The sequence below is a fragment of the Lentzea xinjiangensis genome (assembly GCF_900110955.1).
Classification (GTDB): domain Bacteria; phylum Actinomycetota; class Actinomycetes; order Mycobacteriales; family Pseudonocardiaceae; genus Lentzea; species Lentzea xinjiangensis.
In genome coordinates this window covers 89,150-112,214 of record NZ_FOFR01000025.1, presented here as the reverse complement: position 1 = coordinate 112,214, position 23,065 = coordinate 89,150, and the positions used below count along the sequence as shown (strand labels likewise).

Genomic DNA, 23,065 nt, shown 5'->3' with positions numbered 1-23,065 from the left:
CGGGCGCCAGTCGATACGACAACGCGGTATGGACGCGATGAAGCAGATGGCTCGCCTCATTCGGATGCGCAACCGCGTCGACGCCGACCTGGCCGCGCTCATCGGGCGGCCCGCGACGGCTTGGCACATCGGCAGATGGATCGCGGCGCAGGTTTTCGGCGTGGAGCTGGAGAAAAGCGCGACCAAGGCCATCGGCGGCAGGCTTCCCGACGGCAGGACGGTCGGCGTCAGGTGGTACCTGAAGCAGGAAGGCGTCCTGGATCTGCGGGACGGAGGACCGGACCTCTACCTCGTGCTGGCGGGACCGAAAGCACCCGCGGCCAGTTCACGTGACACGGTGCGCCCCATGGTCATCGACGCCGTGTACCTGTTCGACGCGGCGGCCGTTGTGGCCGACCTCAAGTCACGTGGCCGCAAGGCCGTCACCGCGTCGAGTGTGCGCGCCGAGCTGTGGGACGCCGCGGAGATCTACCCGCGGCACAACCCCGCATTTCCGTTGACCGGCGAGCAGCGGGCACTGCTGGCGGAGCTCGGCAGCTAGTCGTCGACCTTGAGGCTGTGCCCGTCCCACGTGAAGCGCACCGTCGTCACCGCGTCGTCCCCGTCGGTGCCGGTCGTGAGCTGGTGGATCGCGATCCCGGTCAGCTCCTGGTAGTCGCACCACTCGTGGTCCGACGTGAGCACCAGGTCCAGGTCGAAGTCGACCAGCAGCTCCAGCAGCTGGCCGCGGTTGGTGGCGTCGACGCCCACGAAGACCTCGTCCAGCAGGATCAGGCGCGGGGCGGTCGGGGTGGCGTGGTAGTGGGCGGCGGCCGCGGCGAAGAGGGGGAGATGCAGCACGATGGCCTTCTCACCGCCGGACAACGCGCCGTGGATGCGTTTGGTCACCGGCACCCAGCCTTCTCCGCGGTCCACCTTCACCACGAACTGGTGCCACGTCGTGTAGTCGAGCACCTGGGCGAGTTGTTGTTCCCAGCCCATCGCGGTGTCGTGGGCCCGTGCCTCTTCAACGCGCTCGCGAAAGAACTGGTGCAGTAGTGAGCGTTCCGCGGCGTTGAGGTCCGAGCGAAGCAGCAGGTCGCGGGCCTCTCGGGTGCCCGGAGGTAGCTGGGGGTCCACCTGCCAGTCGAGCTGCACGCGGATGCCCGACGCGGTCCGGACGCGCTCCAGGTGCTGGTTCATGGTCTCGACGAGTTCGGAGGCGCCCTGGATGCGTTGGGCGATGTGCCTGCGGGTGTCGCCGGTGAGGGTTTGGTCGAAGAGGTCGCGTTCGCCGTCGGTGATGTGCGTGCGCATGCGGTCGCGTTCGGCCTGCAACGTGGTCAGCAGGGCGTGGGCGCCCATGCGTTCGCCGTCCAGGGTCGCGGTCAGCACCGTGACGTCGTCGTCGGGGTCCAGGGAGAGGTCGATGCGGCCGGCCAGCCGTTGCTGCGCCTCGTGCACCGCCGCGCCCAGGCGGGACTCGGCGTCGCGGATCAGCCTCGGGTCGACGAACCCCTCCGGCACGTCGCCTGCGTCGGACGGCAGGTGGCCGCCGGTGAGGTGGCGGTGGCGCGCCTCGGCCGCCTCGTGGGCGGTGGTGGCTTCCGCGGCGCGCGCGTTGTCCACCTTTCGCTTCTCCTCCAACGTGCCGAGCACGCGTGCCAGCGCGGTCTGCTTGTCCTGCAGCAGTTCGCGTTGCTCGGCCAGGGTGACCGCCTTGGCGCGCAACGAGATCAGCTGCTGGTCCAGGGCGTGGAACTCGGAGCCCGCGGACCGCTCGACGGTGTCGAGGGTGATGGCGAGGTCGGTGGCTTCCTGCTGACGGGCGGCGGCGGTCTCCTCCGCCTCGTCGGCGAGTGAGCTGCTCAGCGACGCGCGGCTCAGGGCGTCGTGCGACAGCGCTTCGGCGGCGAAGGCGTCGTGGCGGTCGTCCAGCCAACGGTGGCCCGCGGCGCGGAACGCCGCCACGGCGTCCAGATCGGGCAGGTCGGCGTCGACGGAGTGCCGGGCCACCGCGGCCTCGGCCTCCGCCACCCGGCGCGTGGCGGCCGCCACGGCGTCTTTCCTGGCCGCGCACCGGAGCTGGGCCTTCGTGCGCTGGTCCTCGGCGATCTCGACCGGGTCGGTCGACGGCTGCCGGGCCAGCTCGCCCGCCAGCGTCGCGCGGCGCACGGCGATCTGGGACAGCGCGGCGTCCACACCGGACAGGTCGGTGGCGAGCTGCTCGATCAGGCCGGTGAGCTCGGCGATGCGGCCCGCGCGGGCCCGTTTGCGCGCGCCCGCGCCGATGTAGGCGGGGAAGGACTTGGTCCAACGACCGTGGGCGTTGCCCAGGCGCCACGTGCCATCCGCGCCGATGGCGGTGGTGTGGCCGGCGGCCGTCTCGCCGAACGCGACGCCTTCCAGGAAGCGGTAGCAGCGCTCGTCGTCGGTGACCAGCACCTCCAGCAGCGTGCGGCCGGGTGCGGGGGCGGAGAGCAGCGGCTCGGCGAAGCGGTCCTGGTCGGACAGGCCGAACGAGTTGTCCGGCGTCACCCACGCGTCCAGCAGGCCCGACGCCTCCAGCGCCGCCTCGACCGAGGCGCACACGTCCGGTGGCGTGCCGGGCCGGAAGTCGACGAGACGCCACAGAGGGGCGCCCGCGGCTGAAGGGCGGTATCCCTCATCGCGCGTGTACGGCGCGGGCGGCGGGACGTCGACCTGATTGGCAAGCTTCTCGCGGATGGAGTTGTACTGCGAGAGCTGGCCGTTCAACGCCGTACGCGTCTCGTGCAGCCGCGCCTCGATGGCGCTGAACTCCTCGCGGGCGAGGGCAGCGGCTTCCGCGACCTCGGAGTGCTCGGACACGCGCAGCTCGGAGCAGCCGCGCATCCAGGTCTCGAAGTCCGCGCCGAACTTCGCAAACGCTTGCTCGAACAGGTACTGCGCCGCTATCTCGGCTTCCGTGGCGGCTTCGAGCTCGTCACGGGTTTCTTCCAGCCGTTGGCGCGCGGCGTCTCGTGCGTCGACAGCCCTCTCGTATGCCGCGACGGCACGCATGTGCGAACTGATCTCCGCGGAACGGGACTCCACTGCGTCCGTGAGCAGCTCACGGCCCGCACGCACGTCGGTGCCCGCGTCGATCTCCTCGAAGACCGACGGCATGCCCGCGAGCTCGGCGGCCGCACGGGCCTGCGCCGCCGAATTCCGCACGTCGTCGGCGCGCGCGGCCGCGTCGGCCTTGGCCTGCGCCGCCTGTTCCTCGTCCGCGACGGCACGCGCGCGCAGTTTCGCGGCGTGCGCGGCCGCCTCCGCAGCGCGGGCGTTCGCGGCGGAGAGCTGTTGCCGCAGCAGGTCGAGCTGCTTGCCCTCCTGGTAGGCGGGCAGGTCGGAGATGCCGGCGATCTCGGCGTCGACCGCGCTCGCCTCCCGCCCCAGCGCCGCGAGCTGCTCGAAAGCCTCGTCGGTCAGCGTGATCTGACGCTGGTAACGACGTTCGCTCATCCGTGCGGCCCGCGTCACGTCTTCGAGCTGCTCAGAAGAAGACGACAACGCATGAGCCGCCGCACCCAGCACGCGCTGCGCGTAAACGCGTTGCACGTCCGCGAGCCGTTCCGCGGCGGCGATCTCCTCGTCGAGCCGCCGCAGGTCCTCGCGCTGACGGTCCAGCCGCTCGAACCCCTCGGCGATCTCGGTGAGATCGGACTGGTCCAACGGCGGAAGCGCCTTGGACAGCAAGGACGACAGCACGCTCGGGTCGAGCCGTTCGGACAGCTTCGGCGTGCGCAGCTGCAGCAGAGCGGTGATCAACGAGTCGTACCGCTGCTCGCTCACGCCGGGGAACAACGTCGTCCGCACGGTGTGGCGGTAGTCGGCCGGTGTGGCGTGCACGACGCCGTGGTCACCGATCGCGGCGATGAGATCCGTCTTGGTCAACGGCCGCCCGGCCTCGTTCACCAGCGCCAGGTCACCGACCCGCAGCGACGTGGTGAAGTACGTGGCGATGACGTTGGACGTGTTCGTGGTGGCCTGCAACCGCGCACCGCACGTGAACCACTCGGAGCCGTGCTGGAACTCCAGCCAGACGTACCCGACGCGGGTGCTGCCCTGGTTGCCCTCGCCCATGAGGTTCCAGTGCATGGTGCGGTCCGCGCTGCCGAACGTCGACAGCCGGTGCGGGCGCAGGTTCGCGTCGAAGAGGTACGGCAGCAGCAGTTCGAGGGCCTTCGACTTGCCCGTGCCGTTCGGGCCCCTGAGCAGCAGTCTGCCCTGGTAGAACGAGAAGATCTCGTCGTAGTAGCGCCAGACGTTGATGATCCCGGCGCGGCTGGGTTGCCACCGCTCAGTCATGCAGCTCCTCCACCGCGTACCTGGCCGCCGCGGGCAGCCTGCGAACGGTGCCGTTCTCCGTGCGCGCGAGCCCGAACGCCTCCAGCAGCTCGAGCCCGTCCGCCGCGAGCCTGCCCGCCCCACCGTCGGATTGGTAGGCCTTGGCCCAGGTGCGGAACTTCGTGAGCAGCTCGCGTGCTTCCTCGACCAGGTCCTCGAACCGTGCGGGACCTTGTGCCAACCGGTCGAGCAACAACAACGCGGCGACCTTCGCGTTGCTGTCGTCGTCCGGGAACCTGGTGTCCGTGGCGATCGCGTCGGCGTCGACCACGAGATAGCCCTCGGCGCGTTCCTCCAGCGTGCACCCGGCGAGCCCGATGCCCGTCTGGACGATCTTGCGCCCGCTCGGGGACGTCAGGAACGCGAGCTGGCCCGCGGTCAGCTCGTCCCGGTACACCACGGGATCGTCGACCAGCCGGCGCATCACCGAGTGCCGTTGCCACAGGCTGCGGTGCGCGCTCTCGTAACGGGCCTCGCGCGTGAGGTCCTCGATGCTGTCCACAGTGGAAGGCGGGGCGGGCGCGGCGAGCAACCGCGTGATGAGCATCGGGTCGGCGCGGACGTGCGGATCGTCGTTCTCGACGGCGCCCTGTTCTTCCAGGAAGCCCAGCACGTCCGCCAACGCGGACCGGTCGCTGCGCCGGTCCAGGTCGAACGACGGGAGCCCGTCCGCCGCGGCGGCCTGCCGCACGCGCGTGGTCAGCGCTTCGGCCGTGGTCGTCGGAGTCGTCACCAGCTCCGCGCACACCAAGCACAGCAACATGTAGCGACGCCGGTCGAACAGGGGCCGCGTGCGATCAGGCCGTTGCGTCGTCTTGAACAGACGCGCGTATCCGGCGCGTGGTTCGACGAGCACACGCCAGCCGCAGTAGTAGTCGAACCACTTCACGATCGGTTCGCGGCGCCTTCTGATGAGATCGAACCCGTCATGGTCGTGCACGGCCGTGAGCAGCGGACGGGCGAGCAGCAACCGCACGCCGCGCGCCACCTCCTCGCTCTCCAGCCGGGCGAGCTGGTTCCCGGTCCTGCTCATCGGCTCTGCACGTCGATCACGTAGTCGGGCCCGCTCAACGTGCCCTTCTGGGTGGTGATCGTCGCCCAGCCGCGGGCGTTGCGCAGATTGATCTGCATCCTGCCGTCGGTCGTGCCGGCCGTGCGCGTGCCGGTGCTGTCCGGATCGCTGCCGAGCGCGCGGCCGACCAGGTCGATCAGCCGGTGGAACGTGTCGTGGTCGAGGTTCGTGAGCGTGGAGATCCGGATCGCGCCGTCGGTCTGGATCTGCGCCCAGGCGTGTTCGAGCTCCTTGCGCTCCTTCTCCGCCTGCTCGCGGCGGTTGCGGCGCACCTCTTCGACGTTGCGCACCTTGCCCGTGCTGCCGATGTGCTCCTGCTTGCCGGTCGCGCGCAGTTGCGGCGACACGGGCACCGGCGGCGTGTTGTGCCACGGCTCGCCGCTCGGGAGCAGCTCGCCGTCGGCGTGCGCGAGGTGGGCGTGCCGCGCGGACCACAGCCCGAACGCGGCGTTGAACAGCTCGTGCGCCTCGTCCTCGGTCTCGGTCCGCGCGAACCACCTGGCCAGCGCGCGGAAGTCGGCCGCGGTGTTCGTCGGCCGCCTGCGCTGCTCGCTGATGCGGTCGAGGACGCGCAGGAGCTGCACGATCGCCTTCCGCGCCACGTCCTGCAGCTCGTCGACCCGCGGAGGGGTGCCGAAGAACCAGGTCCTGAGGTCGTCCCAGGCCTCCGCCCGGTCGCCGAGCCAGTTCGCGTCCTGGTAGAGGTCGGCGCCGTTGCGCGCGCGTTCCCGCAGCCCGGCGGCGTCGATCTTGCCGATGGCGTCGCGGATCCGCTGCTTGCGCGCGTCGAGCTCGCTGACGAAGTCGCGCAGATAGGTGATCGTCGTGCGCTTGACGTCCTGGAACGTGGCCAGGTCGGCCCGCTCGTCGCGCAGCAGCCGTTGCAGGTCCGCGTTGAACCGGGTCGTGCCGGTGACGAGGGCGTCGAGGTGGCCTTCGAGCTCCATCAACGCGGTGAACGCGCGGCGGTCGTCGGCGGTGGCGAGCTCGTCGAGGCGGTCCGCGATCGCGTCGAGGACGGCGGTCTGCAGGGACCCGCTGCTCGTGAGGGTGTGCAGCGCGTGCCGGATGCCCGCGTGCGCCGCCTCGCCGAGCTTGGTGAGCCCGTACCGGTGCTGCGCCGCGTCGACCAGGCCCCATTGGCGGAGAGCGTGCACGGACTCGGTCAGCACGTCGTGGGTCACCTGCTCGGACCAGCCGACGTCCCGGAGCCGTTGCTGCACGTCATCGAGGGTGAGCGTGGTCTGGAGGCGTTCGTTGGCGACGCCGAACGCGCGCAGCACCGCGGTGTGCAGCTCCGCTTGATCGGTCGTGGTGAAGCGGAACAGGTCCGCCGGCACACGAGGGAACGTCGTCACCTGGCCCACCGTAGCGGGTCGCTGTAGAGCTTTCGGGTGACACGGCGGGCCCCTGATCTTCGCAACGGCGCCCCCGGTACTCGATGAGGTGAACCAGGAGGTGGCGTGGTTTGCGGACGAGGCAAGGCTGCTCCGTTCGGGCTAGCCTCCGCCCGTGCGGACGAGGCTGACCCCCATGCAGCAGGCGGTGGTGGATGCCGGGCGCCCGTTGCCGCAGCTCACCGATCCGCTCGAGGTCGAGCTCCAGGTCAGCGCGTTCGCCGGGCCGTTCGCCGGCAACGAGGAGCTGTGGGAGGTCGTGGTCGGGCACCTCAGGGAGGTGCCGAGCCGGCGCAGCGGGGCGTTGCTGACGGCGCTCGGGCACCTGTTGCCGGGGCGGCCGGGGCAGTGGGCCAGGGCCGCCGCCTGGGAGCAGCGCTCGCCGCGGTGGGACCTGGCCGGGCTGACGTTCGGGGAGTGCTGGATCGGGGACCGGTCGATCGACGCGGGATATTTGGCACTGCTGTGCGGTTATGCGTACGGCGATGATCGGCACGCCATGGTTTTCATGATCGACGAAATCAACGGCAGCCCCACCCGGCACGCGTTCCTGACGCGGCACGTCGACGAGGCGCTGGAGCGGCTCAAGGAGCAGGTGCGGCTCGAGTCGATCACGCCGGAGGCGGCGCACTGGCTGCTCAGCCGCAGCTACGACCGGTTCGAGCGGCGGCCGGGGCTCGGTTTCGGCACGGATGTGCACCACACCCGGTTGCTCGCCCGGCGGCGGATCAACCTCGCGATGAATTAGTGCGGTCTGTACGAATTGCACCGTGGTGATTCACCCGGCTGTGCGGGTCGTCTGTAGCTCGATCGTGAATCGACGATTACTGTCCGGGTTGTCGATCACAGGGCGAAGGGACGATCGTGACCGCTCCTCCCGGGCGTGATGATCAAGCTCTCAGCCGTGTCCCCGACCGGGCGCGGCACCGGTGGGTGTCGGTCGCGGTCCAGCGCTTCGGGCAGACGACCGCGCTGAGCCAGTTGCTGCTGGGCGCGACGCTCGGCTTCGGCATGCGGTTCTGGGACGCGTTCGCCGCGCTCACGATCGGGGCGGTGCTGCTCAACGTCATCGCGGTGGCGGTCGGCGTGATCGGGCAGCGGGAAGGGCTGCCCACCGCGATCCTCTCGCGGTGGACCGGGTTCGGGCACGCCGGGTCGGCGGTGCTCGGGCTGGTGATCGCGTTGTCCTGCACCGGGTGGTTCGGGGTGCAGACCGGCCTCGTGGGGGTGGCGCTGGCCGGTGCCACGGGTGTGCTGCCCGCGCCTGTGTGGTCGTTGGTCTTCGGGTTCGCCGTCACCGTCATCGCGGCGTGCGGCGTGCGGTGGATGGCGTGGACCGCGTATGTCACGGTGCCCGCGTTCTTCCTGCTGCTCCTGTGGCTCGTGCTGGCCGAAGTCAACGATGTCGGCGCCGCCGTCAGCGGTCCGGCGCCGGGGCCCGCGATCGGCCTGCCGACCGCGATCACGCTGGTCATCGGGAGCTTCATCGTCGGTGCGGCGATCGCGCCGGACCTGACCCGCTTCAACCGGTCAGGGTGGGACGTCGTCAAGCAGACGGTCTTCGGCGTCACGGCCGGCGAGTGGGTCGTCAGCCTCGCCGGGGTGGTCATCGCCCACGGGCTCGGCACCACCGACGTCATGGGCGTCATCGGTTCCTCCGGCGGCTGGATCGGGGCGCTGGTCGTGGTCACGGCCGTGCTGAAGATCAACGACTGGAACCTCTACTCGGCCTCGCTCGGGCTCGTGAACTTCTTCGACGCCGTGTTCGCGCTGCGGATCAGCCGGGCCCAGGTGACGGTCGTGGTCGGGCTCGCGGGCAGCTCCCTCGCCGCGGCGGGCATCGTGCACCAGTTCAGCCACTTCCTGGTGCTGCTGGGGGTGGTGTTCCCGCCCGTCGCCGGGATCATGATCGCCGAGTACCACCTCGTGCGCCGGTGGCACAACGAGATCATCTCCACCCGGCCGAACGTGCCGAGGTCGGCGCCGGCGTGGGTGCCCGTCACGGCGGTCGTCTGGCCGGCCTCGGCGGTCCTGGGCGAGTTGCTGCCGTTCGGGCAGTCCAGTGTGAACTCCCTCGTGCTGGCGTTCGCGCTGTACGCCTCGGCCGGGAGGCTGGACCTCTTCCAGAGGAGGACGCGAAAGGCGACCAGCCGCGAGATGAGCGGGGAAGCGACGGCCGCCTGAGCGCGTGGCAACGGCCGAGGACGGGGTCAGGTCCGCACGAACGCCGGCAGTACCGCGTCCACCTGGAAGCCCCCGTCGTCGGTCGGGCCCGCGGTGAGGGTGCCGCCGACCATCTCCACGCGGCCGCGCAGGCCGAGGAGACCGGAGCCGGAGGCTGGCAGCGCCGCGCCCAGGGTGGCCTGCGGCGCGGTGTTGCGGATCACCGCGCGGGCCCTGCTCGGTCCGCAGTGGATGGTGATCTCGGTGTGGGCGCCCGGCGCGTGCTTGTGCACGTTCGTCAGCGACTCCTGGACCACCCGGTACATCGTGCGCCGGACGGCGGGGGAGATGGTGTCCGCGTCGCCGTGCTCGACCAGGGTGATCTCCAGGCCGGTGGCGGCGGAGTCGGCGACCAGCCGAGAGAGGCGGTCGGGCAGCACGTCGGGGATGCGCGGGGTGCGGCCGGTGCGCAGCACGCCGACGAGGTCGCGCAGCTCGGCCAACGCCTGGCGGCCCGCCGATCGCAGCTCCTCCGCTGCCGTGCGCACCCCGTCGTCCTGGGCCGCCACCCGCAACGCGCCGGCGTGCAGCACCATGAGGTTCAGCCGGTGCGTCACGACGTCGTGCATCTCGGCGGCGAGCCTGGTGCGCTCGTCGGCGCGGGCCTGCTCGGCGAGCAGGTCGCGTTCCCGCTCGGCACGGTCGGCGAGCGCCCTGGCGAGCCCGCGCCGCGCCCCGAGGTACAGCCCGGCGAGTCCGGCGAACACGATCAGGACGGGACCGGTGAGGTTGTCGCCGAGGTCCGGCGCCGCCCACAGGCCCGCGCCGATCGACCACGTCACGGGGTGGGTGATCACGAGCCAGCGGTGCCTCGTGGCGTGCGCGGCGACGGAGCAGGCGGACACGACCGAGGCGCAGGTCGGGGTGAGCAGCGCGAGGAAAGCGATTACCAGGCTCGACGCCACGGGACGGGTGCGCCGCCACCACAGCGCCGCCGCCGAGAGCAGGAGGACCGCCAGGGAGAACGCGGCGGGCGCGGCGACGAGGCGGGGAGGGGCGGGCAGCGCGAACTCGCGCCAGACGCCCAGCGCCACCACGAGCAGTACCAGCGCCAGATCTCCGGCCCGTCTCACCTGGCTGACGATACTGCCGGGTTGTGCTCCGGATCACCTACCGGAGCAGGGGAATCACCCTACTTTCGCAGGTGGCGGCCTCCTGTCTTTCCGCCTGCCGGACGTTCCCGTCCGCTCGCCGCGTCACGGTCCTGTGTGGACCGCCTCGCCGTCGACGGCGAGCAGCGGCTCGCCGGGCGGGACGGAGACCTCCGCGGTGGGGGAGAAGAGGGGTGTCCGGTGTGGGGGACGGTGATCCGCCGACCGGTCGCGTGCCCACTGGGCTCACAGGTCGTACCCCGCCGCCGGTGCGGCACGGAGGTCCGCAGCCGGCAGGTCATAAAGTCGGCGGTGACCACGAGGTAGCCGGGCTCCGCCGGCGCAGGAGGATCCGTGCTGGCGCTGTCGGTGTTGTTGCTGGTCGCTGTGCTGGTCTGCGCGGTCGTGCGGCCGTGGGGCTGGCCGGAGGCGGTCGTGGCGGTGCCGGCCGCCGTCCTCGCCGTGCTGGCCGGCGCGCTGCCCGTCGACCACGCCGTGGACGAGGCGGTGCGGCTGGGGCCCGTGATCGGGTTCCTGGCCGCCATCCTCGCGCTCGCGCGGTTGTGCGACGACGAGGGGTTGTTCCAGGCGTGCGGCAACTGGATGGCGCGGGCGTCGGGCGGACAGCCGCGGCGGTTGCTGGGTGGCGTGTTCGTCACGGCGTCCGTGACGACGGCGGTGTTGAGCCTGGATGCGACGGTCGTGTTGCTGACACCGGTCGTGTTCGCCACGGCGGCACAACTGGGCGTACGGCCGAAGCCGCACGTCTACGCGTGCACGCATCTGTCGAACAGCGCGTCGTTGCTGCTGCCGGTGTCGAACCTGACGAACCTGCTGGCGTTCGCGTCCAGCGGGCTGAGCTTCACCCGGTTCGCGGCGCTGATGGCGCTGCCGTGGGTCGTGGCGATCGTCGCCGAGTACGTGGTGTTCCGACGGTTCTTCCGCGCGGACCTCGACGCGCCGTCCCACGCGCCCGCCGGGCGGTCCTCCGGTGCGCTGCCGGTGTTCGCGCTGACGGTGGTGGGGTTGACGCTGGCCGGGTTCGTGGTCGCGTCGGCCACCGGGATCGACCCGGCGTGGGCCGCCTTCGCGGGAGCCGCGGTCATGGCGGTCCGTGCGCTCGCACGGCGCCGGACGACCGTGCTCCAGGTCGTGCGGGCGGCCTCGCTGCCGTTCCTCGCGTTCGTGCTGGGGCTCGGGGTCGTGGTGCGGGCGGTCGTCGACAACGGCCTCGACGAGCTGCTCACCCACGTCGTGCCGAACGGCGGCACCCTGCTCGCGCTGCTGGGGGTCGCGGCCGTGGCGGCCGTGCTCGCGAACGTGATCAACAACCTGCCGGCGGTGCTCGTGCTGCTGCCGCTGGCCGCGCCGGTGGGGCCGGGCGTGGTGCTGGCGGTGCTGCTGGGCGTGAACCTCGGCCCGAACCTCACCTACGCCGGGTCGCTCGCGACGTTGCTGTGGCGGCGGATCGTGCACGACCACGACACCGAGGTGAACCTGCCGGAGTTCACCGGGCTCGGCCTGCTCGCCGTGCCCGCCACCCTGGTCGGCGCGGTCGTGGCCCTGTGGGCGTCCCTGCACGTGATCGGAGCATGACCTGACGGCAGCCCTCTGGTTCGAGCTTGCGAACACGCAAACTTGCGTGAGCGCAGTTTTAGCCCCTAGTCTCGGGTCAACCGAGAGATGGGGAGGAACCATGCGCGCCAAGGGCATCGCGTACGACACCGGCTTCGTCCGGAACGGCGAGATCTCGCTGGAGGAGTTCGACCTGGACGCGGTCCGGCGGGACCTGACCGTCATCCGCGACGACCTGCACTGCAACGCCGTCCACCTCGTGGGCGGCTCCGCGCGGCGGCTGGAGCAGGCCGCTCACCTCGCCGCCGGGCTGGGGCTCGAGGTCTGGTTCTCGCCGTACCCGCTGGAGCTGACGCCGGCGGAGGTCCTGGACCTGTTCGCCGAGTGTGCGCAAGGGGCGGAGCGGGTGCGGGAGACCGGCGCCGAGGTCGTGTTCGTGACGGGCGTCGAGCTCAGCATCATGAACTCCGGCTTCATCCCCGGCGACGACGTCATGGATCGGCTGAGCCGCGTTCTGCGCGAACCCGAACGGCTGGCCGAGGCCAGTGCCCGCCTCAACGAGTTCCTCGTGCGAGCCGTGGCCGTGGTGAAGGAGCACTTCGGGGGCAGGCTCACCTACGCCTGCATCCCGTTCGAACGGGTCGACTGGAGCCTGTTCGACATCATGTCGTTCGAGCTGATCAGGTCGGCCGAGGTGGCTGACGTGTACGCGGCGGCCATCCGCGACGTCGTGGCGCAGGGCAAGCCGGTCGCGATCACCGGCTTCGGCACGGCCGCCTGGCGCGGGTCGGGTGCCGTGGCGCCGCGCAGCATGGAGATCGTCGAGCACGACCCCGCGGGGCGGCCGGTCCGGGTGAGGGACGGCTACGTGCGCGACGAGGCCGAGCAGGCCACGTACCTGCGCGAGGTGCTGGAGGTCTTCGAGGCCGAAGGGGTGGACGGCGCGTTCGTGTACCTGTTCGCGCTCGGCAACTACCCGCACCGCCCGGACGACCCGAGCCGCGACCTCGACATGGCCGGTTTCGGCGTCGTGAAGGTCTACGACGACCTGACGTGGGAGCCCAAGGCCGCGTTCGCCGCGGTCGCCGAGGTCTACGCGAGGATCTAACTCGCTTGGCGTCCCCTGGGACCGCGGCCAGACTCGGGGAACCATGAGCAGCAGGCTGCGCGCGATAGCGCACGACACCGTCGCGATCTCCGAACGGGGCTCCTACTCCACCGCCGCGGGCGAGGTCTCCCTCGCCGACGCCGTCGCCCGCGCGGTGGCGGGAACCCGGCTGCACCTCCCGGACGAGGTGCTGGCGCTGCCGGAGGAGACCTCCGGACCGCGGATCGACGTCACCGCCGAGTCCACGCTGGAGGCGGCGCGCCGTCTCGGCGGTGACGTCGCCGCGCTGAACTTCGCGTCCGCCCGCAACCCCGGCGGCGGTTTCCTGAACGGCGCGCAGGCGCAGGAGGAGAGCATCGCCCGGGCATCGGCGCTCTACCCGTGCCTGCGCGCCGCCGGCGGCTTCTACGCCCACCACCGCGCGCACGAGGACCTCACCTACAGCGACCGCGTGATCCACTCACCCCGCGTCCCGGTGTTCCGCGACGACGGGGGAGAGCTGCTCCCGCGGCCGTACGAGGTCTCGTTCCTGACCGCCGCGGCGCCCAACCGCGCCGCCATCCTGCGCAACCAGCCCGAACGCGCCGAGGGCGTGCCCGTCGCGTTGCTGCGGCGTGCCATCCGCGTGCTGCACGTCGCCGCCGCGCACGGCCACCGCCGACTCGTGCTGGGCGCATGGGGCTGCGGGGTGTTCGGGAACGACCCGGCCGCGGTGGCGGAGGTCTTCCGGATCGCGCTGAGGGACAACCGCTACTTCGACCACGTCGTCTTCGCCGTGCTGGACCGGCAGAAGGGTGCGCCGACGCTGGCCGCGTTCTCCGGCGTCTTCCCCCGCAAGGCCTCTGACCTGCGCTGAGCCAAGATGGTGCCAAACTGAGCCAGATTGCCTTGCTGGTGGCGCCACTGTGTGCCATAGTGGTGCCATGGATCTGACCCCGTATGTGGCTTCGCTCGGTCGCGAACTGCTGACCGCCGTCGAGACCGGCGGTGAGGAAGCGAGCGCACTGGTCGAGCGGCTGACCGTGTCGATGGAGTCGGCGATCCGGCTGGCGCTGCTCGAGGCGCTGTCCGCCGCCGCCGACGAGATCACCGCGGACCTGGCGCCGGACTCGGTGCAGGTGCTGCTGCGGGGGCGTGACCCGAAGTTCGTCGTGACGCGGCGGCCGGTCGACCAGCCCGCCGCCGAGCCGGAGCCCGTCGCCACGCCGCCCGCCGAGGACGTGGTGGCCGGCTTCGAGGACGGCACGACGGTGCGCATCAACGTCCGCCTGCCCGAACAGCTCAAGGCGGCGATCGACGAGGCGGCCGCCAAGGAGGGCCGCTCGGTCAACGCGTGGCTCGTGCGCGCCGCCTCGGCCCAGCTCAGCCCGAAGCGCGAGGGCGGCCCTGAACCGCGCGCGACCGGCGTTCCCGCCTCGCAGCGTTTCGTCGGCTGGGTCCGCTAACCCACCGCCTCCCACCGCACGTCTCCCACCTGCGGAGACGGTTCTCCGACACCTTCCGAGGGGACAGCCATGCCAAAATTCGAGACCCCGCAACCGATTTCCGTACTGCTCGACATCTACTCGGGCTTCGTGCAGGTCATCGCGAGCGACCGCGCCGACACCGCGGTCGACGTGCGGCCGTCGGACCCGTCGGACTCCTCGGACGTCGAGGCGGCCCAGAAGACCCGCGTCGACTACGCCGACGGGGTGCTGACCATCCGCGGTCCGAAGCGGACGTTCGACTTCTCCAAGAGGACGAGGTCGGTCGACGTGGTCGTCGAGCTGCCGACCGGGTCCAAGGTGGACGCCGACGTCACCGCGGGCAGCACCCGCACCGCCGGTGTCCTGGGGGAGACCGAGATCGACATGTCGGCGGGGAACATCCGCGTCGACCGCACCGGCCCGCTGCGCGTGGACACCGGCGCCGGGCAGGTCCACGTCGGCGCCGTCACGGGCGACGCCGAGGTCAAGACCGGCAGCGGGCACGTCCGCGTCGGCTCGGTGACCGGCTCGCTGACCGTCAAGAACTCCAACGGCAACACCGAGATCGGCGCCGTCGAGGGTGAGCTGCGGGTCCGCGCGGCCAACGGCGACATCTCGGCCGAACGCGTCGGCGCGTTGCTGGAGGCCAGGAGCGCCATGGGTTCGATCCTCATCGGTGAGGTCGTGCGCGACACCGCCTCGATGAACACCGCGATGGGCAGCATCGAGGTCGGGATCGCCGAGGGCACCGCCGCGTGGCTCGACGTCAAGACCGGGTTCGGCCGCGTGCACAGCGCGCTCGAGGGCAGCGACGGCCCCGGCGGCTCCACCGAGACCGTCAAGGTCACCGCCCACACGTCCTTCGGCGACATCACCGTCCGCCGTGCCTGAGGGGAACTCCATGAACGCGATCGAGGTGACCGGTCTGCGCCGGTCCTACGGCGACCACGAGGTGCTCAAGGGCGTCGACCTGGCCGTCCCGCAGGGCACCGTCTTCTCGCTGCTCGGGGCGAACGGCGCCGGCAAGACCACCATGGTCAAGATCCTCTCCACGCTGATCCGCGCGGACGGCGGCACGGCGGTGGTCGCGGGTCACGACGTCGAGCGGGATCCCGACGCCGTCCGTGCCGACATCGGTGTCACCGGCCAGTTCTCGGCGGTCGACAACCTGATGACCGGCAGGGAGAACCTGAAGCTGATGGCCGACCTGCACCACCTCGGCCGCGAGGAGGGCAGGCGCAAGGTCGACGGCCTGCTGGGGCAGTTCGACCTCGTCGACGCGGCCGACAAACCGGCGTCGGCCTACTCCGGCGGCATGCGGCGCCGGCTCGACCTCGCGATGACCCTGGTCGGGTCGCCGCGGGTGATCTTCCTGGACGAGCCGACCACCGGCCTCGACCCACGCAGCCGCCGCGCGATGTGGCAGATCGTGCGGCAGCTCGTGGCGAGCGGCGTCACGATCTTCCTCACCACCCAGTACCTCGAGGAGGCCGACGAGCTCGCGGACCGGATCGCGGTGCTGGACCAGGGCAGGATCGTCGCCGAGGGGACCGCGGACGAGCTCAAGCGCCGCATCCCCGGCGGGCACGTCCTGCTGCAGTTCACCGATCCCCGGCACCTCGAAGCCGCCACCGGTGTGGTGCGCGGCGCCTCCCGCGACGGCGAGTCGCTCGCCCTGCGCGTGCCGAACGACGGCAGCGTCAGCGCGCTCAAGTCGCTGCTCGACCGGCTCGACGAGAACTCCGTCATCGTCGACTCGTTCAGCACGCACACCCCCGACCTCGACGACGTCTTCCTCGCCCTCACGGGCAACTCCGACAAGGTGGCCAGGCCATGAGCTACGTGTTGACCGACTCGGCGACGATGGTGCGCCGCAACCTGAAGCGGATGGCCCGCTACCCGTCGATGACGTTCCAGCTCCTGCTCATGCCGGTCATCTTCCTGCTGCTGTTCGTCTACGTCTTCGGCGGCACGCTCGGCGCGGGCATCGGCGGAGCGACCGGCGGGCGCGCGGAGTACCTCGACTACGTCACGCCGACGATCCTCCTGATGGCGATCACGGCCGCGGTGCAGGGGACGAGCATCTCGATCGCGATGGACATGACCGAGGGCATCGTCGACCGGTTCCGCACCATGAAGATCGCCCGCGTGTCCGTCCTCACCGGACACGTCGTCGGCAGCCTGGTCCAGACGGTCCTCGCCATGGCGTTCGTCTTCGGCGTGGCGGTGGCCATCGGGTTCCGGCCGCGGGCGGGCCTGCTGGAGTGGCTCGCGCTCGCCGGCCTGCTCGCGGGCATGGCGTTCGCGCTCATCTGGCTGTCCGCCGCGCTGGGCCTCGCGAGCAAGACCGTCGAGGGCTCCAGCAACGTCGGCCTGCCGCTGATCCTGCTCCCGTTCTTCGGCAACGGTTTCGTGCCGACCGACTCCATGCCGACGGTGCTGCGCTGGTTCGCCGAGTACCAGCCCTTCACCCCGTTCATCGACGCGCTGCGCGGCCTGCTCATGGGCACGCCGATCGGCAACAGCGGCTACGTCGCGCTGGGGTGGTGCGCCGTCATCGGGATCGGCGGCTACCTGTGGTCCAAGAAGCTGTTCAACCGCGAGTCCACTCGCTGAAGGAGACGATGATGGTGCAGCAAGGCCTTCCCACCGAACGCGACGTCAGCCCGTTCCACCCGCCCAGCCGGATCTCCGAGCTGCGCACGCGGCGCCCGGTCAGCCCGATGCTCTTCCCCGACGGCCACGAGGGCTGGCTCGTCACCGGCTACGACGCCGTCCGCGAGGTGCTCGCCGACACCAGGTTCAGCTCGCGGCAGGACCTCGGCGTCCTGCACGTGCCGTACCCGACGCCGGGCATGCCGGAGATGACCGAACCGTCGCCGCCGGAACCGGGGGTGTTCATCAGCATGGACCCGCCGGACCACACCCGGTTGCGCCGCAAGCTCACCGGCGCGTTCACCGTCAAGCGGATGAAGGCGCTCGAAGAGGGCATCGTCGAGATCACCGAACGGCAGCTCGACGAGCTGGCGAAGCTCACGCCGCCGGTCGACCTGGTGCGCGAGTTCGCGCTCCCGGTGCCGTCACTGGTGATCTGCGAGCTGCTCGGGGTGCCGTACGCGGACCGGGAGACGTTCCAGTCGAACTCCTCCAGGTTCATGGAGCGGGACATCACCCTCGAGGACAAGATCGCCGTCTACATGGCGCTGAGCACCTACCTGTCCGGCCTCGTCACGGGCAAGCGCGCCGAGCCCGCCGACGACCTGCTGTCCGACCTGGCCCGCGACGAGGACCTCAGCATCGGGGAACTGACCGGCATCGCGTTCCTCCTGCTGCTCGCGGGCCACGAGACGACCGCGAACATGCTGGCGCTGGGCACGTTCGCGCTGCTGGAGCACCCGGACCAGATGGCCGCGCTGCGGTCGGCGCCGGAGCTGATCCCGAACGCCGTCGAGGAGCTGCTGCGCTACCTCGCGGTGGCCGACGTCTTCTTCCGCTACGCGGCGGAGGACATCGAGTTCCACGGGGAGACCATCCGCGAGGGTTCGACCGTCGTCGTGTCGCTGCTGGCCGGTAACCACGACCCGGAGCGCTTCGAGGACGCCGGCACGTTGGACGTGCACCGCAAGGCGCGCGGCCACCTGTCGTTCGGTCACGGCATTCACCAGTGCCTCGGTCAGCAACTGGCCCGCATCGAGATGCGCGCCGGTTTCGAGGGGTTGCTGCGCCGCTTCCCGACGTTGCGGCTGGCCGTTCCCGCCGGTGAGGTCAAGCTCAAGACCGACATGAACATCTACGGAGTGCACGCCCTGCCGGTCATCTGGGGGTAGTTCAGACGGTGAACCCACCGTCGGCGTTGATGACCGCGCCGGTGACGTACGCACCGGCGTCCCCCGCCAGCGCCACCACCAGTTCGGCGATCTCCGCCGGCTCGCCGTAGCGTCCCAGCGCGGTCAGCCCGCGGATCGTGTCCGCCAGCGGCCCGTCCGCGGGGTTCATGTCCGTGTCGGTGGGACCGGGGTTGACGACGTTCGCGGTGATCCCCAGCGGCCCCAGGTCCCGCGCGAGGCCTTTCGTCATCCCGACCAGCGCCGTCTTGCTCGCGCAGTAGAGCGCGAAGCCCGGAAACGGCGCGTGCACCGCCACGTTGCTGCCGATGCTGATGATCCGGCCGCCGTCCCGCATGTGTTTCACGGCGGCTCGTGCCGCGAGGAACGGCGCTCGCACGTTGACCGCCATCGTGTGGTCGAACTCGTCCCGGCCGAGCTCCTCCAGCGGTCCCACCTGGAACACCGCCGCGTTGTTCACCAGCACGTCGAGCCGGCCGAACTCCGCGGCGGTCTCCTCCACGGCGGCGACGACGGCGTCCGGGTCGGAGCTGTCGGCCCGGATCGCTTTGACGCCTTGAGGTTCGGTGTTCTGGTACGTGACCGCGACATGTGCGCCGAGCGCGGTCAGCTTCGCGGCCACCGCGGCTCTGATGCCCCGGCTGCCGCCGGTCACCAGAGCCGCTCTTCCTCCGAGTGATCCCATGCCGTCAGCCTGGCCGAGTTCGCGGGCCAGGTCTGGCGGGAATCAGACCGCGGCTTTGCGCAGCGGCGCCGAGACCTCGTGCAGGTGCTCCAGCACGTAGCCGTACGAGCGGAACAACCCGCACTGCGCATAGGAAACACCGCGCCGGTGGCAGAACTCGCTCACGATCACCTGCGCGTGCCGCAGCGCGGGCCGGGGCATGCTGGGGAACAGGTGGTGCTCGATCTGGTAGTTCAGCCCGCCGAGCAGGAAGTCCACGAACCAGCCGCCGCGGATGTTGCGCGAGGTCAGCACCTGCTTGCGCAGGAAGTCGAGCGTGTGCCCGGCGCTCAGCACGGGCATCCCCTTGTGGTTGGGGGCGAAGGAACACCCCATGTAGAGCCCCCACAGGCCCTGGTGCACCAGGATGAACGCGATGGCGTAGACGGGGGAGAGCACCCAGAAGACCACGCCGAGGTACACCACGACGTTCGCGATCATGAGGAACCGCTCGCGCCCGGAGTGCCGGATCGAGTGCCAGTGCAGCGCGAAGCCTTCGAGCAGCAGCAGCGGGAAGAACAGCGCCGCCTGGTGCGAGGCGATCCACCGCAGCGGTCCGCGCTTCGCCTCACCCTGCCGCTGCGTGAACGCCAGCACCGAGATGTCGACGTCCGGGTCCTCGTCCTCGTGGTTCGGGTTGGCGTGGTGGCGGTTGTGCTTGCCGACCCACCAGTCGTGGCTGACCCCGATGAGTCCGCTGTGGACGTAGCCGGTGATCAGGTTCCACCGCTTCGAGGCGAAGATCTGCTTGTGCCCGGCGTCGTGGCCGATGAACGCGAGCTGCGTCGTCATCACCGCCAGCACGACGGCCACCACGAGCTGCCACCACGAGTCGCCGAGCAGCGCGAACGCCACCCATGCCGCCGCGTAGACGGCGAGGTTCGCGCCGATCCTGGCGGCGTAGTACCCGCGCCGCCGTTCCAGCAGGCCGGCCTGCTTGACCAGGGCGGAGAGCTGGGCGAAGTCAGTCGCCTGCCGGAGTGTCATTCGCGCAGTATGCCTGGATGCGGCGACAAGGCCGTGCACGCCCGATGAAGTCACCGAGAACCCCTCAGGTCACCCCGACTCCGGCAGACGCGCACGCCCGACGCACGGACCTGCTCACCGGCCGCCACCAGGCCTCCCCGCACGTCGAGGTGCTGGCCGGTTCTTCAGCCGGTCCGACCGCGTCGCGACCCGGACCGGACGTGGCGTCAGTCGCCGAGCAGGTCGATCTCGGTGTGCCGGGCCGCGAGCGTGTGCGCGAGTTCGGCGAGCTTGACGTTGAGGTCCTGCGACATGCGGCGCAGCAGGTCGAACGCCTCGTCGGCGCCGATGCCGCGCCGCTGCATCAGGATGCCCTTGGCCTGCCCGATGACGTCCCGGCTGTCGACCGCCCGGCGCATCTGGGCTTCCTGCAGCTCCGCGAGCCGCACCGCCTCGGTGTGGGCCAGTGCCAGCGAGGCGTGGGTGGCGAGGAGCAGCGCGCGGTCGCGGACCACGTCGTCGCCGAGCTTGCCCCGCTGCCGGGAGAAGATGTTGAGCGCCCCGGAGAGGCGGGGCGGAACGGCGTCGGGCACCAGCGAGGTGGACAGGACGGAGGCGAAGCCGAGCTTCGCCGCCGCCGGGCCGAACCGGGGCCACGCGGGTTCGCCGGCCAGATCACCGCTGTGCTTGTACGCCATGGCCTCCTGGGCGGCCTCCAGGCAGGGGCCGTGGCCGTAGCGGTTCTGCAACCGGTCGAGCTCGGCCCCGATCGGGTCGGTCTCGACCGGGGTGTGCAGGATGCCGTCCGCCGAGCGCAGTGTCACGCTGACCACGTCGGCGTCCGGTACCACGGCGAACGTCGCCCGGACCACGTGTTCCAGCGCCTCCGCCACCGTGTCGGCGTTCAGCAGCAGCGCGGTCAGCTGCGCGAACTGCCGGCCCAGCGGGCTTGAGTCGGTGTTGCCGGCCGGATGAGGAGCGTGCACCGGGCTGGCGGCGAACTCCGCCTTGTCCCGAGCCCAGTCGTCGTTCTGCATGGGGTACATCTTCCTCTCCGGTCGGCAGGGTCGGCTCAGTCCCAGCCCGCGTCGGGATCGGCACGGCCATCGGCGGCCGCGTCGACGACCGCGATCATCCGCGCAGCCTCGGCATCCTGCCCGCCGTGACCGTGGGAGGCGAGCAACCGGTCCCGTGCTTCCTGCTGACAGCAGTCATTCCACACCTGGAGGATTCCCACACCTTCGCTCAGGCCGGCACGCAGCCGCAACCGCTCCGTGATCCGCTGAGCCGCCGCCTCGCGCCAGGGGTCGGAGCCCCGGGCGATCGGCGTCCGCTCAGTCATCGGCTGGCAGGAGATCAGCTTCGGCGTTCCGCGCGGTCACGAGGCGCGCCAGGGCCGTGAGCTTGATGTTCAGGTCCTGCGAGGCACGGCGCAGCTCGTCGAATGCTTCGTCGGCGCCGATGCCCCGTCTGGCCATCAGGACGCCCTTGGCCTGCCCGATGACGTCGCGGCTCTCGAGGGCGCGGTGCAGCTGTGCGACGGTGAGATCGGCTCTCGTGACCGCCGTGGTGCCAGCCAGCGCGAGGGAGGCGTGCGTGGCCAGCAGCAGGGCGGGCTCGTGCGCGTCCGGCGCCAGTGCGCCGGGCCGTCGCGAGTAGACGTTCAACGCACCTGAATACCGCGGTGGCCGGGCATTGGGCGCCAAGGCGACCGAGAGCACCGAGTGGAAACCCAGACGGGCGGCTTCCGGACCGAACCGCGGCCAGGCGGTCTCGGTGGCCAGGTCGTCGCTGCGGATCTCGGCCGGGCCGGGGTTCCTGGAGGCCTCGACGCAGGGTCCCTCACCGGTCTCGTACTGGATGCGGTCCAGTTCGGCCGCGACCACGTTCGTCACCACGGGCGTGTGGAAGCAATCGTCGGCGGTGCGGAGCGTGATGGAGACGAGGTCGGCGCCGGGGATGACCCGGTGCGCCGCTGTCACGACCTGGTCGAGCACGTCGGCCACCGTCGGAGCGTTCAGCAACGCCCTCGTGAGCTCGGCGAACTGTCCGGCCAGCGGACCACCGCCGGAGAGCTCCCGCCCTCCGCGGAACGCCTCCCGGTCGGCCGTCCAGCCAGCCTTGTCAGTGGTCAAAGACGTTCCCCTTCCTCGCCGTCGTCGGCAGAGGTGAACGGTGCCGGGGTGACACTGCCGCGTCACGGCTCCCCGACGGTAACCGGAATGTGGACCCTGCGCTGGTGAAGGTCGTGGCCGCGATCATGCCGGTCACCGCGTGGAGTGGTCACTGCCTCAGTCGCAGGCCGCACCGCCTCTCCAAGCTACTCCCGTGTGGCAAGGACGACCCGTTCGTGCTCCGGTCACGTGCCGCCGGGAGGAGTGGATCAGTCGAGGAACAGGTCGAGGCGCAACCGGCGGTCGAGCACCGAGCGGGCGATGCCGAGCAACGGCTCACCGGAGCTGAACGCGCGTGCCCTCAGCCGCAGGAAGGCGTCGTCGACGCTGATGCGCAGCGCGGTGGCGAGCATGCCGGCCGCCACGTTGACGTCGTCGTAGTGGCCGGGCAGATCCGCCTGGGCCCACGAAGCGCCTTCCCCGGACGCGGCGTCGATCAGCAACGCGCCGGTGGCGAGGTCGGCGAGCACGGCGGCGTCGGCCAGCCGGTCGGCTGGCAGGGCGCCGGGCTCGCGCCGGTACAGGTCGAGCGTGCCGAGCCGGACCGCACCGGCCTGCAGCGGGAACGAGAACACCGCCGCGAGCCCGAGGCCGGTGGCGGTGTCCAGGAAACCGGGCCACCGCTGGCCGGCCCGGTCCAGTTCGGTGACGAACACCGGGCGTGCCGTGGTGAAGGCCTCGACGCCGGGACCGTCGCCGGCGGAGTACTGGAGCTCCTCGAGCCCGCGCGCCCACGACCCGCTGGCGGCGGCCAGCTCCTGGGCCCGTCCCGACGAGCGCAGGGAGATCGCCGCGCCGTCGACGCCGACGTCCTCCACCGCGACGACGCACACGACGCCCGCCCAGCCGGAGAAGTCACGTCCGCGCGCGCGAGCGGTGACGAGCCGCCAGAGCCGCTGGTAGCGCCGACCGTCCACCACCTCGCCCACCTCCGCGTCTCCGCCGGACGGCCCTCGCCGGGATCCACCCGGTGCCGGTCGCGCCCGGACGCCCCGCTGTCCGTGCCGGCGGGCGGTTCCCACGACGAACCCCGCCCGAAAAGCGGCGGTCCCAGGGAGAACCCTGTTTCCCCTT

At 71.1% G+C, this 23,065-nt stretch carries 21 protein-coding genes; 11 read left to right on the top strand and 10 right to left on the bottom strand.

All coding sequences use genetic code 11. The features are described from left to right. Window positions 1-46 precede the first annotated feature (46 nt). Window positions 47-541, top strand: coding sequence for a hypothetical protein (locus BMW88_RS35590; RefSeq protein ID WP_218148328.1), 495 nt, complete (start codon window positions 47-49; stop codon window positions 539-541). Here BMW88_RS35590 and BMW88_RS35585 read toward each other — a convergent pair. Genes BMW88_RS35585 through BMW88_RS35575 form a run of 3 tightly spaced genes read right to left on the bottom strand, consistent with a single transcriptional unit; the run spans window position 538 to window position 6,780 of the window. Then, a complete protein-coding gene (locus BMW88_RS35585) occupies window positions 538-4,311 on the bottom strand; it encodes a TIGR02680 family protein (RefSeq protein ID WP_089959758.1) in 3,774 nt (1,257 codons plus the stop codon). The two genes, BMW88_RS35590 and BMW88_RS35585, sit on opposite strands and share 4 nt — an antisense overlap. Then, on the bottom strand, window positions 4,304-5,383 hold the full coding sequence (locus BMW88_RS35580) for a TIGR02678 family protein (protein ID WP_089959757.1): 1,080 nt from the start codon (window positions 5,381-5,383) through the stop codon (window positions 4,304-4,306). The genes BMW88_RS35585 and BMW88_RS35580 overlap by 8 nt, the downstream gene beginning before the upstream one ends. Further along, window positions 5,380-6,780 (bottom strand): TIGR02677 family protein, encoded by a 1,401-nt coding sequence (locus BMW88_RS35575; RefSeq protein ID WP_245778280.1) that lies wholly within the window; start codon window positions 6,778-6,780, stop codon window positions 5,380-5,382. The genes BMW88_RS35580 and BMW88_RS35575 overlap by 4 nt, the downstream gene beginning before the upstream one ends. Window positions 6,781-6,934: 154 nt before the next feature. On the opposite strand from BMW88_RS35575, the gene BMW88_RS35570 reads away from it, so the two are divergent. Together BMW88_RS35570 and BMW88_RS35565 are read left to right on the top strand one after the other, a co-directional pair. Then, complete coding sequence (locus BMW88_RS35570) at window positions 6,935-7,567, top strand: hypothetical protein (RefSeq protein ID WP_143116416.1); 633 nt, start codon at window positions 6,935-6,937, stop codon at window positions 7,565-7,567. A 116-nt stretch (window positions 7,568-7,683) separates the two neighbouring features. Continuing rightward, window positions 7,684-9,003 carry a purine-cytosine permease family protein gene (locus BMW88_RS35565; protein ID WP_089959748.1) on the top strand — a complete coding sequence of 440 codons (1,320 nt, stop codon included), beginning with the start codon at window positions 7,684-7,686 and terminating at the stop codon, window positions 9,001-9,003. A 26-nt stretch (window positions 9,004-9,029) separates the two neighbouring features. On the opposite strand, the gene BMW88_RS35560 is transcribed toward BMW88_RS35565, so the two are convergent. Next, the gene (locus BMW88_RS35560; RefSeq protein ID WP_245778279.1) at window positions 9,030-10,115 is read right to left on the bottom strand and encodes a sensor histidine kinase; all 1,086 of its coding nucleotides are present in this window, start codon (window positions 10,113-10,115) and stop codon (window positions 9,030-9,032) included. Window positions 10,116-10,487: 372 nt separating this feature from the next. Between BMW88_RS35560 and BMW88_RS35555 the strand changes: the two genes are divergently transcribed. From BMW88_RS35555 to BMW88_RS35520, 8 genes are all read left to right on the top strand, one after another. Then, complete coding sequence (locus tag BMW88_RS35555; protein ID WP_089959741.1) at window positions 10,488-11,729, top strand: SLC13 family permease; 1,242 nt, start codon at window positions 10,488-10,490, stop codon at window positions 11,727-11,729. Window positions 11,730-11,829: 100 nt separating this feature from the next. Further along, window positions 11,830-12,816, top strand: a complete 987-nt coding sequence (locus BMW88_RS35550) for a glycoside hydrolase family 113 protein (RefSeq protein WP_089959739.1) — start codon at window positions 11,830-11,832, stop codon at window positions 12,814-12,816. A 43-nt stretch (window positions 12,817-12,859) separates the two neighbouring features. Then, a complete protein-coding gene (locus tag BMW88_RS35545; protein WP_089959736.1) occupies window positions 12,860-13,672 on the top strand; it encodes a TIGR02452 family protein in 813 nt (270 codons plus the stop codon). A 67-nt stretch (window positions 13,673-13,739) separates the two neighbouring features. After that, window positions 13,740-14,261, top strand: a complete 522-nt coding sequence (locus tag BMW88_RS35540; protein ID WP_089959733.1) for a YlcI/YnfO family protein — start codon at window positions 13,740-13,742, stop codon at window positions 14,259-14,261. A 69-nt stretch (window positions 14,262-14,330) separates the two neighbouring features. Next, window positions 14,331-15,173: a DUF4097 family beta strand repeat-containing protein gene (locus tag BMW88_RS35535; protein ID WP_089959730.1), complete on the top strand. Its 843-nt coding sequence runs from the start codon at window positions 14,331-14,333 to the stop codon at window positions 15,171-15,173. Window positions 15,174-15,183: 10 nt separating this feature from the next. Continuing rightward, complete coding sequence (locus BMW88_RS35530; RefSeq protein WP_089959726.1) at window positions 15,184-16,119, top strand: ATP-binding cassette domain-containing protein; 936 nt, start codon at window positions 15,184-15,186, stop codon at window positions 16,117-16,119. After that, complete coding sequence (locus BMW88_RS35525) at window positions 16,116-16,898, top strand: ABC transporter permease (RefSeq protein WP_089959724.1); 783 nt, start codon at window positions 16,116-16,118, stop codon at window positions 16,896-16,898. Before BMW88_RS35530 ends, BMW88_RS35525 begins: the two co-directional genes overlap by 4 nt. An 8-nt stretch (window positions 16,899-16,906) precedes the next feature. Continuing rightward, on the top strand, window positions 16,907-18,109 hold the full coding sequence (locus tag BMW88_RS35520; protein WP_218148327.1) for a cytochrome P450: 1,203 nt from the start codon (window positions 16,907-16,909) through the stop codon (window positions 18,107-18,109). Window position 18,110: 1 nt separating this feature from the next. Here BMW88_RS35520 and BMW88_RS35515 read toward each other — a convergent pair whose 3' ends face one another. The 6 genes from BMW88_RS35515 to BMW88_RS35490 all read right to left on the bottom strand — a co-directional run bounded on the left by BMW88_RS35515 (window position 18,111) and on the right by BMW88_RS35490 (window position 22,911). Then, window positions 18,111-18,812 carry an SDR family oxidoreductase gene (locus BMW88_RS35515; protein WP_089959721.1) on the bottom strand — a complete coding sequence of 234 codons (702 nt, stop codon included), beginning with the start codon at window positions 18,810-18,812 and terminating at the stop codon, window positions 18,111-18,113. A gap of 42 nt (window positions 18,813-18,854) precedes the next feature. Beyond that, window positions 18,855-19,838, bottom strand: coding sequence for a fatty acid desaturase family protein (locus tag BMW88_RS35510; RefSeq protein ID WP_089959719.1), 984 nt, complete (start codon window positions 19,836-19,838; stop codon window positions 18,855-18,857). A 206-nt stretch (window positions 19,839-20,044) separates the two neighbouring features. Beyond that, window positions 20,045-20,854 carry an ANTAR domain-containing response regulator gene (locus tag BMW88_RS35505; protein WP_089959717.1) on the bottom strand — a complete coding sequence of 270 codons (810 nt, stop codon included), beginning with the start codon at window positions 20,852-20,854 and terminating at the stop codon, window positions 20,045-20,047. A gap of 35 nt (window positions 20,855-20,889) precedes the next feature. Then, window positions 20,890-21,159, bottom strand: coding sequence for a hypothetical protein (locus BMW88_RS35500; RefSeq protein WP_089959715.1), 270 nt, complete (start codon window positions 21,157-21,159; stop codon window positions 20,890-20,892). After that, complete coding sequence (locus BMW88_RS35495) at window positions 21,152-21,952, bottom strand: GAF and ANTAR domain-containing protein (protein ID WP_089959712.1); 801 nt, start codon at window positions 21,950-21,952, stop codon at window positions 21,152-21,154. Before BMW88_RS35495 ends, BMW88_RS35500 begins: the two co-directional genes overlap by 8 nt. Before the next feature lie 248 nt (window positions 21,953-22,200). Next, a complete protein-coding gene (locus tag BMW88_RS35490) occupies window positions 22,201-22,911 on the bottom strand; it encodes a GAF and ANTAR domain-containing protein (protein WP_089959825.1) in 711 nt (236 codons plus the stop codon). Window positions 22,912-23,065: the final 154 nt, after the last annotated feature.

Bases quoted from the DNA above. Each gene is read 5' to 3' on its own strand.
- BMW88_RS35580 (WP_089959757.1), bottom strand. From the start codon at position 5,383: ATGAGCAGGACCGGGAACCAGCTCGCCCGGCTGGAGAGCGAGGAGGTG.
- BMW88_RS35505 (WP_089959717.1), bottom strand. From the start codon at position 20,854: ATGCAGAACGACGACTGGGCTCGGGACAAGGCGGAGTTCGCCGCCAGC.
- BMW88_RS35500 (WP_089959715.1), bottom strand. From the start codon at position 21,159: ATGACTGAGCGGACGCCGATCGCCCGGGGCTCCGACCCCTGGCGCGAG.
- BMW88_RS35520 (WP_218148327.1), top strand. From the start codon at position 16,907: ATGATGGTGCAGCAAGGCCTTCCCACCGAACGCGACGTCAGCCCGTTC.
- BMW88_RS35545 (WP_089959736.1), top strand. From the start codon at position 12,860: ATGAGCAGCAGGCTGCGCGCGATAGCGCACGACACCGTCGCGATCTCC.
- BMW88_RS35590 (WP_218148328.1), top strand. From the start codon at position 47: ATGGCTCGCCTCATTCGGATGCGCAACCGCGTCGACGCCGACCTGGCC.
- BMW88_RS35535 (WP_089959730.1), top strand. From the start codon at position 14,331: ATGCCAAAATTCGAGACCCCGCAACCGATTTCCGTACTGCTCGACATC.
- BMW88_RS35510 (WP_089959719.1), bottom strand. From the start codon at position 19,838: ATGACACTCCGGCAGGCGACTGACTTCGCCCAGCTCTCCGCCCTGGTC.
- BMW88_RS35525 (WP_089959724.1), top strand. From the start codon at position 16,116: ATGAGCTACGTGTTGACCGACTCGGCGACGATGGTGCGCCGCAACCTG.
- BMW88_RS35540 (WP_089959733.1), top strand. From the start codon at position 13,740: ATGGATCTGACCCCGTATGTGGCTTCGCTCGGTCGCGAACTGCTGACC.
- BMW88_RS35585 (WP_089959758.1), bottom strand. From the start codon at position 4,311: ATGACTGAGCGGTGGCAACCCAGCCGCGCCGGGATCATCAACGTCTGG.
- BMW88_RS35530 (WP_089959726.1), top strand. From the start codon at position 15,184: ATGAACGCGATCGAGGTGACCGGTCTGCGCCGGTCCTACGGCGACCAC.
- BMW88_RS35515 (WP_089959721.1), bottom strand. From the start codon at position 18,812: ATGGGATCACTCGGAGGAAGAGCGGCTCTGGTGACCGGCGGCAGCCGG.
- BMW88_RS35550 (WP_089959739.1), top strand. From the start codon at position 11,830: ATGCGCGCCAAGGGCATCGCGTACGACACCGGCTTCGTCCGGAACGGC.